Below are 13,812 nucleotides of genomic sequence, written 5' to 3'. Positions count from 1 at the left end.
TTTATATAGACGCAATAAGTAAGTAATACCAACTATTAAGGAAAATATGATGAGTGATAAAAATATTGGCGGTGCAGGATTACGTGGTCAAAGCGCTGGCGAGACAAAGTTATGTACAGTCGGACAGTCTGGAAGTGGTTTAACTTATTGCGGTTATGATGTGGCTGATCTTGCTGAGAATACTACCTTTGAAGAGGTCGCATATTTATTATTTAATGGCGAACTACCAACCCAAGCGCAACTCGATGAGTATAAAAAAACATTATTTGCAATGCGTGATTTGCCAGATGCATTAAAAACAGTATTAAAGCTGATACCAGCCGATACACACCCGATGGATGTAATGAGAACCGGTTGTTCATTTTTAGGTAACCTAGAGCCTGAACAGGATTTTTCTCAACAGACACATGCCGCTAACCGTTTATTGGCGGCTTTCCCTGCGATCATGTGTTACTGGTATAAATTCTCACATCAAGGGATTGAAATAGATTGTGTCACTGATCAAGACAGCCTGGGTGGACATTTTCTAAAATTGCTTAATGGTGAAACTGCCTCTAAGCAACATCAGCGCGTGATGGATGTTTCCCTCATTTTATATGCGGAGCACGAATTTAATGCATCTACCTTTGCAGCTCGTGTTTGTGCATCAACGTTATCAGATCTATTTTCATGTGTGACAGGTGCTATCGGTACCCTACGTGGCCCCCTTCATGGTGGAGCAAATGAAGCGGCAATGGATATGATTGAAAAATTCAGTTCGCCACAGGACGCTAAAGTAAAAATGGCAGAAATGTTAGCTCGCAAAGAGAAAATTATGGGCTTTGGCCATGCCGTATACAGAACCTCAGATCCACGCAACATCATTATTAAAAAATGGTCTGAAAAACTCGCTCAAGAAAATGGCGACAGTAGCTTATATGATATTTCCGTCGCCTGTGAAGAGTTTATGTGGGACACCAAAAAACTATTTTGTAATGCCGACTTTTTCCATGCTTCAACTTATAACTATCTCGGCATTCCTACTAAATTATTTACACCTATTTTTGTTTGTTCACGCTTAACAGGATGGGCAGCTCATATTATGGAGCAACGTTCAAATAACCGTATTATTCGTCCAAGTGCAGATTATACGGGCAGTGAACCACGCGTCGTCACTCCTATTGAAACACGTGAAAAAGCAACCGTAATGCAAGGATAAATGTGATGAACAATACTCAATATCGCAAACCGCTAGCAGGCAGCAATATAGACTATTTTGATACGCAACAAGCTGTGGATGAGATTAAACCTGGCGCTTATCAAAAATTACCTTATACCTCACGGGTATTCGCTGAAAATTTAGTTCGCCGTTGTGATCCTAAGGATTTGCATGATGCGCTATTACAGCTAATAGAACGTAAACAAGATTTAGATTTTCCTTGGTACCCAGCGCGTGTTGTTTGCCATGATATTTTAGGTCAAACAGCCTTGGTTGATCTGGCCGGTTTACGCGATGCGATTGCAGCAAAAGGTGGCGATCCCGCTAAGGTTAATCCAGTAGTACCGACTCAACTGATTGTGGATCATTCATTAGCAGTTGAGCACGCGGGCTTCGAAAAAGATGCCTTTGAAAAAAACCGAGCGATAGAAGATAGACGAAATGAAGATCGCTTTCATTTTATCAATTGGACCAAAAAAGCCTTTGAAAATATTGATGTGATCCAACCCGGCAACGGCATTATGCATCAAATTAATTTAGAAAAAATGTCGCCGGTTATTCAAAGCCGAGACGGTGTTGCTTTCCCCGATACACTAGTAGGCACAGACAGTCATACACCACATGTTGATGCACTGGGTGTCATTGCAGTGGGTGTGGGAGGCTTAGAAGCAGAAAGCGTTATGTTAGGTCGCCCTTCTTATATGCGCCTACCTAATATTGTAGGCGTCAATTTATTTGGTAAACGCCAAGAAGGCATCACAGCTACCGATATTGTTTTAGCGATCACAGAGTTTCTACGCCAACAAAAAGTAGTATCTTGTTATTTAGAGTTTTTTGGTGAAGGTGCAGCTGATTTAACGTTAGGTGACCGAGCAACTATTTCCAACATGACCCCTGAATTTGGGGCTTCTGCTGGCATGTTTTATATCGATCAGAAAACTATCGATTACTTACGCCTAACGGGTCGAGAAGAAAAACAGGTACAACTCGTTGAAAATTATGCAAAACAAACAGGTCTTTGGGCTGATGCATTAAAAGAAGCGCAGTATGAACGTGTACTGAACTTTGATTTATCTGCCGTTGGACGCAATATCGCAGGACCTTCTAACCCGCATCGTCGTGTTGCCACTGCAGACCTTGTTAGCAAAGGTATTGCAGGTGTAATGGATAAACATGAGGATGGAAGTACTAAGATGCCCGATGGTGCTTGTATTATCGCGGCCATTACCAGTTGTACTAATACCTCTAACCCACGCAATGTGATTGCGGCAGCGTTGTTAGCAAGAAATGCCAATAAGTTAGGATTAACCCGCAAACCTTGGGTTAAAACCTCTTTAGCACCGGGTTCAAAAGCGGTCCAACTATACCTTGAAGAAGCAAATTTATTAACTGAATTAGAGCAGCTTGGTTTTGGCATTGTTGGCTTTGCTTGTACGACTTGTAATGGTATGAGTGGCGCGTTAGATCCTAAAATACAGCAAGAAATTATTGATCGAGACCTGTACAGCACCGCGGTGCTTTCCGGTAATCGTAACTTTGATGGACGTATTCATCCCTATGCTAAACAAGCATTTATCGCCTCCCCTCCCCTTGTAGTGGCTTATGCGATTGCAGGCACGATACGTTTTGATATAGAAAAAGATGCGCTAGGTGTTGACGCTCAAGGTAATAACATCACTTTAAAAGATATTTGGCCAAGTGATGCTGAAATTGATCAAGTGATTAAAGAAAGTGTTAAACCGGAGCAATTTAGAGCCGTCTATGAGCCGATGTTTGATATTAAAGTTGATTACGGTAATGACGTTACCGCTATTGACCCACTTTATGATTGGCGACCTCAAAGTACCTATATTCGCCGCCCTCCATATTGGGAAGGTGCATTAGCAGGTGAGCGCGCTTTAAAAGGCATGCGCCCATTAGCTGTGCTCGGAGACAATATCACCACGGATCACTTATCGCCTTCTAATGCCATTATGTTGGACAGTGCAGCGGGTGCTTACCTCGATAAAATGGGATTACCTGAAGTAGATTTTAATTCCTATGCAACTCATCGAGGTGACCATTTAACAGCGCAACGTGCCACCTTTGCTAATCCTAAATTATTTAACGAAATGGTTACTAATAATGGTGAAGTAACACAGGGTTCACTGGCACGTGTTGAGCCTGAGGGTGAAGTAAAACGTATGTGGGAAGCGATTGAAACCTATATGCAACGTAAACAACCTTTGATCATTGTCGCCGGTGCAGATTATGGACAAGGTTCTTCTCGCGACTGGGCAGCCAAAGGGGTTCGTCTAGCTGGTGTTGAAGTGATTGTTGCTGAAGGATTTGAGCGTATTCATCGTACTAACTTAGTGGGTATGGGTGTGCTTCCAGTAGAGTTTATTAATAATGAAAATCGCCATACCTATGCCATTGATGGTACTGAAACCTTTGATGTAATTGGCGACCGTAGCCCTGGCGCGCAACTTACTTTAGTGATTAACCGAGTTAACGGTGACGTTGTAAATGTTCCAGTAAAATGTCGTCTTGATACCGCTGAAGAAGTGTCTATTTACGATGCGGGAGGCATTTTACAACGTTTTGCCGAAGATTTTCTGCAGTCATCGCAGCAAGGAGCGGAACATGAGTAATACGTTAACAAGCGCTGCAAAAACATTTCAACCTCAGATCAAAATAGCAGCGACTTATATGCGTGGGGGCACCAGTAAAGGATTATTTTTTAATCTGCATGATCTTCCTGAAGTTGCACAGCAAGCAGGACAAGCACGCGATGCATTGTTGTTGCGTGTTATCGGTAGCCCAGATCCCTACGGCAAACAAACAGACGGCTTAGGTGGAGCAACATCTAGTACCAGTAAAACGGTCATTGTTTCTGAAAGTGATAAAGCCGATCACGATGTTGATTACCTATTTGGGCAAGTTGCAATTGATAAAGCCTTTATCGACTGGAGTGGTAATTGCGGCAATTTGTCTGCTGCCGTGGGTGCATTTGCTATCCATGCGGGCCTGATTGAACCGGCTAATATTCCTTACAATGGTTTTGCAGTGGTACGAATATGGCAAGTTAATATCAGTAAAACTATTATTGCGCATATCCCTATTTGTAATGGCCAAGTACAAGAAATTGGTGATTTTGAATTAGATGGCGTGACCTTCCCTGCTGCGGAAATTGTAGTGGAATTTGTCGATCCCTCAGATGCGGACAATTCTATGTTTCCAACCAATAATTTGGTGGATCAATTACATGTTCCTGATATTGGCACTTTTGATGCGACCATGATTAACGCAGGTATCGCTACGGTATTTTTAGAGGCCAAAGCTTTGGGTTATCTCGGTACTGAAGGACAAGATGTCATTAATTCTGATCCCGATGCACTGCAAAAATTTGAAACGATTCGTGCCCATGCGGCTTTGAAAATGGGCTTAATTAAGCACTTAGATGAAGCGGCTTCACGTCAACATACGCCAAAAATAGCATTTGTCAGCCCTGCTCATGATTATGTTGCTTCAAGTGGCAAACAGATCAGCAAGGCGCAGATTGACCTCAATGTACGAGCGTTATCAATGGGTAAATTACACCATGCGATGATGGGAACAGCTGCCGTAGCAATTGGTACTGCAGCTGCGATACCTGGCACATTAGTGAATATTGCGGCAGGAGGAGGCGAGCATCAATCAATCACCTTTGGACACCCTTCGGGGACTTTAAAGGTAGGAGCCAAAGCGACCCAACAACAGGGTCAATGGATTGTTGAGAAAGCAACAATGAGTCGTAGTGCTCGAATATTAATGGAAGGTTGGGTAAGAGTGCCTGCATCAACAATATAAAAGGCGCTTTAGCATCAATCGACTGCTAGCCACTATCAATAATGGCTGGCATGCAAAGGAAACGTATCAACAGAAAATTAGGCCAGATAAAAGAGGTCGTTGTCATCACTATCTGATGTTAATGACTATTGCGTGGTTAATTTATAGCTATTGAATAGTTATTGATGATAACGCAACCACAATACCTCTTTATCATGATTAATTAAAAGGAAGATAATTATGTCTGCATATCAAAAAGAATTTGAGCAAGCGAAAAATAATCCAGAAAAATTTTGGGAAGAGCAAGCAAAAGCAATTGAATGGTATAAGTTTCCAAAAACTATCTTACAAAAAGATGAAAACGGCATCGACCGTTGGTATGCAGATGGCCAATTAAATACCTGTTTCCTTGCCTTAGATTATCACGTAATTAATGGTCGAGCAGAGCAAACAGCCTTGATCTATGATTCGCCGGTCACTGGGAAAAAGCAACATTACAGCTATCAACAATTAACCGATCAAGTGGCTCGTACCGCAGGTATGCTTGCTGATCTGGGTGTTGTTAAAGGGGATCGCGTTATTATTTATATGCCAATGATCCCAGAAGCTGTAATGGCGATGCTTGCCTGTGCCCGCTTGGGCGCAATACATTCAGTGGTATTTGGTGGTTTTGCTGCAAATGAATTAGCGATTAGACTCGAAGATGCAGAGCCAAAAGTGATTATGACCGCGTCCTGTGGAATCGAAGTACAAAAAATCATTCCTTATATGCCAATGGTCAATAAAGCGATCATGGACAGTCGCTGGAAACCTGAAAAAGTGATCGTATTGCAGCGTGAACAATGCCCTGCTGAGCTTAACAGCAACCCAGGAGTAGAAGATCGTGATTTAGATTGGTCCTTACAATTAGAAAAATCCATGGCACATGATTGCGTGCCCGTGAATGCAAACGATCCGCTTTATGTATTATATACCTCTGGTACAACCGGAAAACCGAAGGGCGTGGTACGTGAACATGGCGGACATGCAGTCTCAATGAAGTACAGTATGTCGACAATTTATAACGCAAAACCGGGGGACGTATTTTGGGCGGCTTCGGATGTTGGTTGGGTAGTAGGACATTCTTATATTGTTTACGCTCCGCTTATTCACGGCTGCACCACCGTATTGTATGAAGGAAAACCAGTTAGAACACCTGATCCAGCGGCTTTCTGGCGAGTGTGTGAAGAACACCATGTTAATATTTTATTTTCTGCTCCGACTGCATTTAGAGCGATTAAAAAAGAAGATCCTGAGGGCGAATTGATTAAGCAATATCCGATGCCTGCATTACGTACCATCTTTATGGCCGGCGAGCGTTTAGATCCACCCACTTTAAAATGGGTAGAGCAAAAAACGCAGCGACCAGTGGTCGATCATTGGTGGCAAACGGAAACGGGTTGGGCTATTTCAGGCAATCCCCTTGGTTTGGAAAAATTTCCATTGAAACCTGGTTCTTCGACTAAACCAACCCCAGGTTTTGATGTGCAAATTTTAGATGAACTAGGTGATCAAGTTCCCGTTAATACACAGGGCATTATTGTTATAAAATTACCCTTACCACCGGGTTGTTTAGCAACGGTTTGGCGTAACCATGATCGCTTTCAAAGTGGTTATTTAACACAGTTTCCTGGTTATTATGTTTCCGGTGACGGTGGCTATATTGATTCCGACGGTTACTTGTTTGTGATGGGCAGAACCGATGATGTAATTAATGTGGCAGGGCATCGTTTATCTACCGGTGAGATGGAAGAAATCTTGAGTGCTCATGATGATGTCGCCGAATGTGCCGTAATTGGTGCGCATGACGAATTAAAAGGACAGATCCCCTTTGGCTTTGTAGTACTCAAAGATGGCCACTATTCAGTAGATGGTAATGTGGAAAAAGAGTTATTACAAAAAATGCGCGATGAAATAGGCGCGGTGGCGAGCTTTAGAAAAGTAGTGATTGTTAATCGCTTGCCTAAAACACGCTCGGGGAAAGTATTACGTCGAACAATTAAACAGGTTGCTGATGGAGAAAAATACGTCACGCCATCAACCATTGACGATCCAACTAGTTTGACTGAGATAGAGAATGTGTTTAATCAAAACAGACAAATTTAGATTCACGTAAACACGAAGAAAAACTAAACAATAAACGCTGTAGTAGTTGCTATTATATTTATTGTTTAGAGCTTATCTTCTTTACCCTTGGTGCCTTCGTGGTTCATTGCCTTTTGACTTTAAAAACTCAAGCAACCACGAAGAACACGAAGCAAAAAACTAAAAATAATTCCCTTGTATTTATTGTTTTGCTCTTACTTCTTTACTCTTCGTGCCTTCGTGGTTAATTTGCTTTTTATTTTTGATTTTAAAACACCGAAGAGCATAAGCAACCACGAAGCGCTGCGCTTCACGAAGAGCACGAAGAAATCCTAAAAAGAGTAAAAATTATTGTTTCGACCTAACCTCCCCACCCTTCGTGCCTTAGTGGTTATTTGGCTTTAAAAGTAAAAAATACCGAATATGACCATCAAAAAGTGTCAGTTATTTTTACACTATTACTAATACTTAATATAAAGTTAAATTTAAACTCATAAAATCATACGCTTAAAAAACAGGAACAATAATTGCATTAGATATTACTATTAGGGTAGAAATTAAAGCCAAGGAATTAAAATATGAATAAAATTATAAGCATGTTTGTTTTGTTATTTGCTAGCATAACCGTTAATGCAGGCATTTTATTAGATACGGGTGCACCAAATTATGACTCTGAGCAATGTGTAGCACAAGGCTGTAATGGTGCAGAGCAATGGTGGGCAGTATCTGCTTTCACAGCATCTACTGACTGGACAATAACTGGTTTTGAATTTTTTGCAGTTGATACAAAATCGGTAGGCAATGCAAATTATCAATCAACAACATGGAAAATATTTGAAGCCCAAAATACAACAGGTCAAATAGAATCTAACGCTGATTTAGGTGCGGTAACTTATGAAGCAACAATAGAGGCATCAACATCTCAGTATCAAATAAATGGTATACTTGGTGATCTTGATATAATTTCATTTTTAATTTCAAATTTAGATATCAAATTATCTGAGGGCAATTATTTTTTAGCCCAACATCATAACTTTTCACAAGCAACGAACTTGACTATTGCAGGGACAATAATTCCTTCAGCTTTTTATAATACTGACTTTGCTGGAAATCCGTCTCAAGTGAATTTTGGCATAGCACAAAAAATATTTGGTAAAGTATCGTCGATTCCTGAGCCTGCTTCAATTGCTTTATTTGGTATGGGTTTACTTGGTTTAGGCTGGTCTCGTAAAAAAAAGCAATCTAAATAAAACTGAATTTATTATGCGAATCTAGAAATTAATAATATTATTTAGCCTCGTTAATTAACGGGGCTTTTTTATGTCTACTGTTTAATATAAAAAGCTCTCGCCTTATCTTGCTTTATCCACGAGTCTAAAAAAATATTTACAGAGCAATTGTAGTCTTGAACTCAAGCTTAGCTTCAAGTAACAAGCGCAACCAATTCTGAAATAATAATTTGAAAGTAATAACAATGTAAATTACTCTTTGTATATGATTTAGGTTTACACTTAAGCTGATTTAAAATCATAACTATATCCCTAGTATCGATAACATAAAGAACAAAATAAAAAGGAAATAAACAATGAATGGAGCAGGAGGAAACTCTGGTGGTATCGGGCATTTTTTTATTGGCTTAATCATGATGTGTGGAGGCTTTTATATGTTACTTAATGCAATCACTGTCTCATCAAATTTTGGCTTAAGTTCGCGCATTTATAGTCTACATAGTTTCGGCAGTGGCATAGGCATTACCGGCGGAACGATTATGATCCCTTTTATACTAGGAATTGGCATGATCTTTTATAATGCTAAAAACATCCTAGGCTGGTTACTTGCCATAGGCTCTATCACCGCTTTAATTTTTGGTGTTATTTCATCAATTCGCTTTAGTTTACATAGCATGTCATCTTTTGACCTGATCGTAATTCTAGTGTTAGCGGTCGGCGGTTTAGGCTTGTTTCTTCGTTCTTTAAAATCGCTCTCTTAATTTAGATTTCATATCCATATTAATATTCGTAAGCCGGCAACAATCAACTAACAATAATATGGATAGCAATATTCTAAGTTAATACTTTTACCTAGCATTTAGTCCATAGCCCAATTAATAGAGCCCTTCAATATAGGCGAATAAATATGCATATTTAATCCTTTATTTGAGTGAAATATTTACTAGTATTAATTAACGATACTGGTTCATGATAGTGAATAATGGTATTGATTGTCTGCCTTTTTATTTCAAATTACGGAGAGTTAGACATAACGGCATAGAGGTCTTGTGCAGACCTGTATATAATCATCCCTCCATTAATTACTAAGATAGCCTTTCTATGAGCATGAATACACTGACTGATTTTTTAGAACAAGCCCAATGCCAATATCGAGCGTATGATTTAGGACGTATTGTGCAAAAAATTAATAACAGCGAATTCCAAAAAATAGCTAAAAATGAAATGGCCTACCCTTTCCCGATTCAGCAGCATGCTTTCATTGCATTAACATTTTGGCAAGTCGCGGATCAAAAAGAACATTTTATTTGGTTTTTAAAAATGCCTTTAGACGAACAAGGACTAATAAAAATAACCGCGCAGACAAGCTTTATTCGAATGGTCGTTGAAGCGATGGGCGAAGACCTTACGGCAGATGTTAGTGATAAATTACAAGAAAGGCTGGCTAGTAACCCTTTTGTATTTAAACCAAGCGCTGAAAAACTTGCCATTTTCAATGCCAATATAAATAGCGCCTTTATTCGTCCTGCGTCGTCTTTTTATGCACCTATCCAACATTATTTTTCAGGACAAGGTGACTGGCAGGATTGGCAAAACTTAGGTTTACAAGGTTTTGCTGATTTAGCAGCTCGTTTAGATCATGATAATAACCAGCAGAAAATAATTGATGCCTTGGATTATCTACCTGAGCAACCTCTACAAACTCTATCTTTGTGCCTTGAAAATCAAACACAGATAAGCAATGACCTGGCTATCAGCATTGCACAGCAGGCAAATAAACGCTTGCAACAAGGGCAAGAAACTAGTGCTATCTTATTATTAAGAGCGTTAGCAAGCAGCACAGCAAGTGCTACAGAAAATAATCTAGAAAGTGACATAGAAAGTAGCTCTGCAAGTAGCTTAGAAAATAAAAATGAGCAGGCGACTATTAAACAGCTTTTAAATGATCAGTTTTCATCGCAATTAATACATCAAGCAGATTGGTACATCACAATAGCAGGACGCTGTTGGAAACAATTAGAAGATGAAACCTTATTAAACCGATACTTTGAATCGTTAGCGAATCACCATAAAGCACTATTTCCACAACTTTTTGCTGATTTGGTCGCTATCCCCTCATTAAGAGATAAAGTATTAAAACAATTACGTTTAACTGCCCGTTCGCCTGCGTTATCAGAGGCTATTGGTTTATTATTTTCAGGCCTAAAAGCAAACACTTAAAAGCGAGTTAAGAATGATTATGTGGGATTTGTTGTTTATTCTTGGCATGGTGTTGATTGGTACCACCGTATGGCGGTTGCGCCAACAATCTGAGCTTGCTAAAACGTTAATAGAACAACACTGTAATAAACTTGATTTACAGCTTCTTTCCGTCGCTCGTTCTCGTTTTAATTTCAAATTAGGCAGCGATTTCTTACAAGCGAGTTTCATTTTTGAATTCAGTAGCGATGGAACCGATAGCTACCAAGGTACATTAACATTGAATGGTTTAGTGAAACCGCGCTTTCAACTGCCCGCTTATCGTTTTGTAGACGATGAAAATACATTATATTAAAAAGGTCACTTCATGGATCGCATTATCTTAGTTGCCCAACAACTTGCTAAAGAAGGCAAAACACCTAATACCGCTTTAATTAAAGCGCGTTTACCTAAAAACACCCCCTTGCCTGCAATTATACAAGGTTTAAAGCTATGGCAAGATAACCCTAATAAACAAATAGATATTCCTACTGAACCTTCCTTAACGGGAGCAACTTCTCAATCCGTAAATGGTAGTATTGATGAGATTATCAACAGTAAAATAGCACTGGCAATTAACCCGCTCAAAGAAGAGATCAATACGTTAAAAGTACAAATTGACACACTCAAAGAGCGTATCAAAAATACTTCTGATATTGCGATGGAAGAATAATAGTGTTTATTAAGGAATTAAGCTTTGAATGTTACCAGGATACGCAATATGCAAGTGTTGAACGGGCCATTAATAATTATTTAGACATGTTACGGTATAATGGACAAATTCTCGGTAGGGAGTTTCCTGTTGCCATGCAAGGCGCAATATTTACCACACGATTGGTTTGCCCAGAGGAACAGAGTTTAAGTGCCCGCTTTAATAGCCCGCAGGTTAATCACGCATTAGAGGGTCTCACCAAAGCAGGTTTACTTTCACCTAAAATAAAAACCATTGCCGAAGATTTAAACTCGCAACAGTGCGCGACTAACTTTACCCCTAGTTGGCAGATTTTATATACCACTTTTTTAGATACATGCTCACCGATTCGCTGCGGTGAAACATTAGCCCCTATTCCACTTTACCGAACGCCTGAAGAAATTAGTAATGGCGACCGTAAAAGCGCGATAAAGTGGCAAGAAGAGTGGGTGAATTTAGATGAATTACAAATGAATGGCTCTGCAGTTTCTAGTGCAGCCTTAAAAGAATTAGGTGACATCAGTAGTAAATTTTTCCATCGTGGCAGCAATTTATGCAAACGCATTCAATATATAACTAAAGTACCTACTTATTATTATTTGTACCGTGTTGCAGGCGAATCTTTAAAGCAAGAACAAGAAAGACCTTGTCCAAGCTGTGGTGGAGAGTGGCGATTAAAAATACCGTTATTTGATATTTTTGATTTTAAATGCGATCAATGCCAGTTAGTATCTAATCTATCTTGGGATTTCAAAAAATAGGAAATAATATGTTAAAAAAATTAAAAATAGTGGCAATGATAATAGTGCTGATCGTGGTCGGTTTCTTTGTATTACGAGGCTGCTCGCAAGATGAAGTCGGTGATGTCAGCTTAGGTTTATTCACTACTCAAGATATTAAACTCAATATGTTAAAAGATCCTATTGTTACCGGAGTGACTTGTCATGTTGCGTCAATAGAAGCGGACCTGAGCTTTTCAGACCCAAGTGATAGTTCGATAGCATGTAGACAAACGGGTCCTATCACCTCAGCAATGATCGCTGAAATAGATAAAAGTAAATCGGGTGATGTTGTGTTTAAAAAATCAAAAAGCATCTTTTTCAAAACCATGAAAATTAGACGTGTATATGATCCAGAAAACCAAACCCTAATGTATGTTTCTTACTCTACTAAGGAGACATCAGGCAGTTTCAAACATAGCCTTTCAACTGTGCCGTTATGGGGTACAGATGCTTACCAAATGACAAAAGAAGTGGCGGCAAAACAAGAGCCAACAGAAAAAGCACTATAACAATATACAAGAACAAACCTTAGAAATACAAAAACCTCAATGAGCGACCACTCATTGAGGTTTTTTATTAGTGTATTATTTACGAGTACTTTTATTAATGCAGTGTTTACAACTTAGTGGGTAATGCTTGTTACGATTTAACTTTTTTTATTAACAAACACTTTTTATTTAAACAAATAAATACTAAAAAATGGCTCTGTTCCATTACACTGTTGTCACCTATAAGCGGCGAGTAAAATTTGTTGAAAATCATACTTTGCGCTACTTTCTCTAAACCAAGTTAGATAATGCGGTAAATACTTAGTCGCCACCCCTTTCATTTTGCCTACCACCCAACTCTTAAAGTGAGTGATTGCACCATTAACGGTTTGGATGTGGTAAATGTTTTCTATTACTCTATTTTTCCCATTGATTAATCGTTTATGAACACAATTCTTGTGCTCTGCAATATTCACATAAGGCCATGCACCATCACTACAAAGTACGGAGTTACTTAGGATATGTGGTTCGAAATTCGCTTCTATTTCTGAAGCTGTATCCGCTGCTAACACCTTATTAACTATATGTTTACTGCGATCAATTGAAAGTAATATCGCAACTTGATCATCCTTTGTTCTTTTATCTGCATCACCTCCGCGTTTCCTCGCTTTTCGCCCTCTGGTTAGCTTTTTAGAGCCTTTTTCAGAATACGCCATAAAGAATTCATCAACTTCAATTATTCCTGATAATTTATCTTGTGTTTTAGCTGTATTAGCCATTAAAAAGCGATGTCGCCATAAGAAAGCAGTTTTTAGATTAATGTGACAAATAGAAGCTGCTTGACGAAGTGTTAACTTTAGCTCCATACAGCGTGCATACTCTTCCCATAGATGACATTTTCTTAATCTAGCTAACGGTGTTTTTGTCTTAATATTAAAGGTCTTAGCACAATGATTACATCGATATCTTTGTGTTTCTCCTGACTTCCCCCATTTTCTTAAATGTGTTGAAGTGCAATGAGGGCAAGAAGAAGAGGTATCAAAAATAGGTTGAAATAGTTCATTGGTGGGTAATTCGACTTGAGATTCTCGAATTGATTGATGAACTACCTCTCTTTGCGCTGGTGTCATGGATATAAGTGCTGCAGTTATTTGGTTAAGGTTTTGAACGAACGATTTAGTATTCATAGTCTTTACCTTTAATACGTTATGATCACTTATAAGTATAGACAACAATTAACAGGAACAGAGCC

12 protein-coding genes are annotated in these 13,812 nt (G+C 39.2%); 11 read left to right on the top strand and 1 reads right to left on the bottom strand.

The features are described 5' to 3' along the window. Nucleotides 1–49 precede the first annotated feature (49 nt). From prpC to GQR44_RS12730, 11 genes are all read left to right on the top strand, one after another. Complete coding sequence (gene prpC / locus GQR44_RS12780) at nt 50–1,198, top strand: 2-methylcitrate synthase (RefSeq protein WP_166372156.1); 1,149 nt, start codon at nt 50–52, stop codon at nt 1,196–1,198. Beyond that, complete coding sequence (gene acnD, locus GQR44_RS12775) at nt 1,195–3,831, top strand: Fe/S-dependent 2-methylisocitrate dehydratase AcnD (RefSeq protein WP_166372223.1); 2,637 nt, start codon at nt 1,195–1,197, stop codon at nt 3,829–3,831. Before prpC ends, acnD begins: the two co-directional genes overlap by 4 nt. Continuing rightward, nucleotides 3,824–5,029 carry a 2-methylaconitate cis-trans isomerase PrpF gene (gene prpF, locus GQR44_RS12770; protein ID WP_166372155.1) on the top strand — a complete coding sequence of 402 codons (1,206 nt, stop codon included), beginning with the start codon at nt 3,824–3,826 and terminating at the stop codon, nt 5,027–5,029. Before acnD ends, prpF begins: the two co-directional genes overlap by 8 nt. Before the next feature lie 216 nt (nt 5,030–5,245). Continuing rightward, nucleotides 5,246–7,153 carry a propionyl-CoA synthetase gene (locus GQR44_RS12765; RefSeq protein ID WP_346774354.1) on the top strand — a complete coding sequence of 636 codons (1,908 nt, stop codon included), beginning with the start codon at nt 5,246–5,248 and terminating at the stop codon, nt 7,151–7,153. 557 nt (nt 7,154–7,710) lie between these two features. Continuing rightward, on the top strand, nt 7,711–8,382 hold the full coding sequence (locus GQR44_RS12760; RefSeq protein WP_166372153.1) for a PEP-CTERM sorting domain-containing protein: 672 nt from the start codon (nt 7,711–7,713) through the stop codon (nt 8,380–8,382). A gap of 335 nt (nt 8,383–8,717) precedes the next feature. Further along, entirely contained in the window at nt 8,718–9,122 is a 405-nt protein-coding gene (locus tag GQR44_RS12755) for a hypothetical protein (RefSeq protein ID WP_166372152.1), read from the top strand. 340 nt (nt 9,123–9,462) lie between these two features. Beyond that, nucleotides 9,463–10,581, top strand: coding sequence for a DUF3549 family protein (locus GQR44_RS12750; protein ID WP_166372151.1), 1,119 nt, complete (start codon nt 9,463–9,465; stop codon nt 10,579–10,581). A gap of 13 nt (nt 10,582–10,594) precedes the next feature. Beyond that, on the top strand, nt 10,595–10,915 hold the full coding sequence (locus tag GQR44_RS12745) for a DUF3301 domain-containing protein (RefSeq protein ID WP_240923653.1): 321 nt from the start codon (nt 10,595–10,597) through the stop codon (nt 10,913–10,915). A 12-nt stretch (nt 10,916–10,927) separates the two neighbouring features. Further along, nucleotides 10,928–11,272, top strand: a complete 345-nt coding sequence (locus GQR44_RS12740) for a hypothetical protein (RefSeq protein WP_166372150.1) — start codon at nt 10,928–10,930, stop codon at nt 11,270–11,272. A 2-nt stretch (nt 11,273–11,274) separates the two neighbouring features. Further along, nucleotides 11,275–12,051, top strand: a complete 777-nt coding sequence (locus GQR44_RS12735; protein ID WP_166372149.1) for a Zn-ribbon-containing protein — start codon at nt 11,275–11,277, stop codon at nt 12,049–12,051. Between the two features lie 35 nt (nt 12,052–12,086). Next, a complete protein-coding gene (locus GQR44_RS12730; RefSeq protein ID WP_166372221.1) occupies nt 12,087–12,581 on the top strand; it encodes a CreA family protein in 495 nt (164 codons plus the stop codon). A 215-nt stretch (nt 12,582–12,796) separates the two neighbouring features. Here GQR44_RS12730 and GQR44_RS12725 read toward each other — a convergent pair whose 3' ends face one another. Next, nucleotides 12,797–13,747: an IS1595 family transposase gene (locus GQR44_RS12725; RefSeq protein WP_166372148.1), complete on the bottom strand. Its 951-nt coding sequence runs from the start codon at nt 13,745–13,747 to the stop codon at nt 12,797–12,799. Nucleotides 13,748–13,812 lie beyond the last annotated feature (65 nt).

The sequence above is a fragment of the Psychromonas sp. SA13A genome (assembly GCF_011378715.1).
Lineage (GTDB): Bacteria > Pseudomonadota > Gammaproteobacteria > Enterobacterales > Psychromonadaceae > Psychromonas.
This window is presented reverse-complemented; position numbering and strand designations above follow the sequence as displayed.

What these genes read in the sequence shown, in the direction of transcription:
- prpC (WP_166372156.1), top strand. Translation starts at nt 50, where the DNA reads ATGAGTGATAAAAATATTGGCGGTGCAGGATTACGTGGTCAAAGCGCT.
- prpF (WP_166372155.1), top strand. Translation starts at nt 3,824, where the DNA reads ATGAGTAATACGTTAACAAGCGCTGCAAAAACATTTCAACCTCAGATC.
- GQR44_RS12760 (WP_166372153.1), top strand. Translation starts at nt 7,711, where the DNA reads ATGAATAAAATTATAAGCATGTTTGTTTTGTTATTTGCTAGCATAACC.
- GQR44_RS12755 (WP_166372152.1), top strand. Translation starts at nt 8,718, where the DNA reads ATGAATGGAGCAGGAGGAAACTCTGGTGGTATCGGGCATTTTTTTATT.
- GQR44_RS12750 (WP_166372151.1), top strand. Translation starts at nt 9,463, where the DNA reads ATGAGCATGAATACACTGACTGATTTTTTAGAACAAGCCCAATGCCAA.
- GQR44_RS12745 (WP_240923653.1), top strand. Translation starts at nt 10,595, where the DNA reads ATGATTATGTGGGATTTGTTGTTTATTCTTGGCATGGTGTTGATTGGT.
- GQR44_RS12740 (WP_166372150.1), top strand. Translation starts at nt 10,928, where the DNA reads ATGGATCGCATTATCTTAGTTGCCCAACAACTTGCTAAAGAAGGCAAA.
- GQR44_RS12730 (WP_166372221.1), top strand. Translation starts at nt 12,087, where the DNA reads ATGATAATAGTGCTGATCGTGGTCGGTTTCTTTGTATTACGAGGCTGC.
- GQR44_RS12725 (WP_166372148.1), bottom strand. Translation starts at nt 13,747, where the DNA reads ATGAATACTAAATCGTTCGTTCAAAACCTTAACCAAATAACTGCAGCA.